Raw genomic sequence first — 2,348 nt, 5'->3', positions numbered from 1 at the left:
TGAAAGCAGTTCAGCTAAGTCTGAGTGAAGGGATTCTGGTTCAGGAAATTGCCACTTCTCATTATTTTTAGCAATTCAGTCCGCGCTTTCCTGACTCTGAGGTTTCGCTTTTTCATCCACGGTAGCCAGCATTTCTTCCATTTCCGCCTTCTGTTTTNNAGATCGGGTCTGAACTACTACACTCAATCTGACCTTGATCTTCCCCCGCTTTAAGGGACACCAAAGTCAAACTGACGAGGTGTCCAATGCCAAAATATACTCAGCCAGGAAAGACCTGCAGTATCCAAATGATTTAACGTGAAAGCAGTTCAGCTAAGTCTGATTAAAAGGGTTCAGGTTCAGGAAGTCGTCGATTCTCATTATTTTTAGCAACTCAATCCGCACCTTCCCGATTCCGGGCTTTGTCATCCGCGCCAGCCAGCATCTCTTCCATTTCCGCCTTCTGTTTTAACGCACAGGCATGGAGTTTTTGCTGGCGCATACGGCGGATTGCTTCCAGCGGGTTTTCTTCAGGTTCGCTCTGCGATTCCCTTTTCCTGTCAAATGACTCGCTGATATCAGACTCACTCATCGTCACTCGCCTTTTTAATCAGAAAACGGAATACGCCATCAACCTCTTCCTGCAGCAATAATTCATGTTCCAGGAAATTGCAGAATTTTAAAAAATCGCGCTGGGTCGAAGGGTCGGTGGCGAGAATTTCCACCACCTGGCCAATCTGCATATCGCGGATCTGGTTGTGCAGCATCATCACCGGTTCCGGGCAGAACAGCCCTTTGGTGTCGAGGTGAAAATCAATGGCTGTGTCGTTCATAACTCTCTTCTTACCTGTTCGTTTTGCCTGCTCGTACTGTCCACTCGTTTTGTCTGGTCGTTCTGTCGCAGCGCCTAAGCCCGCTCAGACCAGAGCCTTGCGTGACGGCAGTAAACCGCGCTGTACCAGCGCCCAGACTGCACTCATCGCCGCCACACACAAAATGGCTGACAGCACAAAGTGGCCATCATACCCCAGAGTTTTGGCGCTGAAACCGGAAAGTGCACCGGCCAGCATACCGGCAATAATCACCAGACAGCTTTGCAGGGCATAATCGGCGGCGGCACAGTGTTCGCGGCAACGGTCCATCATCACGGTAAATAACGCCGCCGTCGCCATACCGCCGGCAATATGCTCAACGATCACCGCCAGATAAATATGCAGCCAGTCCGGCGCCTGCCCTGCCGCCGGCTGCAGGCCGAGATACGACAGCAGCGCCAGCGCTTCGAGCAATAAAAATCCGAGCAATGCGCTTTGCCGTCCGAGTTTACCGACCAGCCAGCCACCGCCCAGCGCACCAAGCAGACCGGCCAGAAAACCAACGGTTCCCAGAATCAGACCCATCTGCTCCAGTGTAACTCCGGCATCGCTCAGCATCGGCCGGATCATCGGCGTACCAAAGGCATCACCGAATTTATACACCAGCAGAAACAGCAGCCAGAACGCGGCGTATTTCAGGCGAAAAAACCCCAGCCACAAGGGCCACAGCGGCTGGCGGTCAACCACATGCGGCTGCGGCTTAAACCACCACAACGGCAGCGAGCCCAATAGCATCAGCAACGCCAGCAGCAGCAGTGAATTCTGCCAGCCAAGCAACGGATACAGCGACACCAGCGCGCCACCGGCCAGTATCATCCCGACCCGGTAACCGGCGACCTGAATACCATTACCTATACCGCGCTGCTCTGGTGGCAGGTTTTCTACGGCCATGGCATCGGTGGCGATATCCTGCGTCGCCATCAGGGTGTTCAGCATTAATAGAAGACCGACAAACACCGCCATCGCCTGCCCGGTCCATAAATCAAGCGGCTGACTGGCAATCACAACCAATACCGCCACCGCACTGTAATTCATGGTCAGAATCCAGCTGCGGCGGAATTCCTGTTGTCGCAGCGAAATACGGTCGAGCCAGGGCGCCCAGATAAACTTCAGCGCCCAGGGCAGTGCCAATAAAGACAACAGACCAATAATGGTCAGGTCCATGCCCTGCGTGCGCATCAGCGCCGGCATCGCCTGGCCGAAAAAACCGTGGGGCAAACCCTGCACAATATAAAGCCCGCTTAAGGCCAGCCATTTATTCATTCTGTTTCTTCTTTTGTTGTTCTGCTTTTTATCTGCTGCAGTCGGCTCACAAAGCTGACGCGGCTGACTTTACACATTGCGCTGCGGCTGCGCCAGTTACACAGGCCTGTTATTCAGCGCATAAAAAAACGCAAAAGCGTAATGTTGTTCACTTAAACAACCAGCCAGCGCTGACTGCATGTGAACAGCCTTTGCGGGGCAAGCCCCTGCGCCCCCTGTAAGGAGAGGTATCTC

3 protein-coding genes are annotated in these 2,348 nt (G+C 53.4%); all 3 read right to left on the bottom strand.

The window, feature by feature from the left end:
- Positions 1-373: 373 nt before the first annotated feature.
- Positions 374-571 carry a hypothetical protein gene (locus B3P58_RS05640; RefSeq protein WP_286716461.1) on the bottom strand — a complete coding sequence of 66 codons (198 nt, stop codon included), beginning with the start codon at positions 569-571 and terminating at the stop codon, positions 374-376.
- Complete coding sequence (gene tusA, locus B3P58_RS05635) at positions 564-812, bottom strand: sulfurtransferase TusA (RefSeq protein ID WP_286716460.1); 249 nt, start codon at positions 810-812, stop codon at positions 564-566. Before tusA ends, B3P58_RS05640 begins: the two co-directional genes overlap by 8 nt.
- A gap of 84 nt (positions 813-896) precedes the next feature.
- Positions 897-2,114 (bottom strand): MFS transporter, encoded by a 1,218-nt coding sequence (locus B3P58_RS05630; protein ID WP_286716459.1) that lies wholly within the window; start codon positions 2,112-2,114, stop codon positions 897-899.
- Positions 2,115-2,348 lie beyond the last annotated feature (234 nt).

Source organism: Thalassolituus sp. UBA2009, assembly GCF_002335285.1.
GTDB classification, from domain to species: Bacteria; Pseudomonadota; Gammaproteobacteria; order Pseudomonadales; family Oceanobacteraceae; genus Venatoribacter; species Venatoribacter alkanivorans.
This window is presented reverse-complemented; position numbering and strand designations above follow the sequence as displayed.

Excerpts from the sequence above, each read along its gene's own strand:
- B3P58_RS05640 (WP_286716461.1), bottom strand. The coding sequence starts at position 571 with ATGAGTGAGTCTGATATCAGCGAGTCATTTGACAGGAAAAGGGAATCG.
- tusA (WP_286716460.1), bottom strand. The coding sequence starts at position 812 with ATGAACGACACAGCCATTGATTTTCACCTCGACACCAAAGGGCTGTTC.
- B3P58_RS05630 (WP_286716459.1), bottom strand. The coding sequence starts at position 2,114 with ATGAATAAATGGCTGGCCTTAAGCGGGCTTTATATTGTGCAGGGTTTG.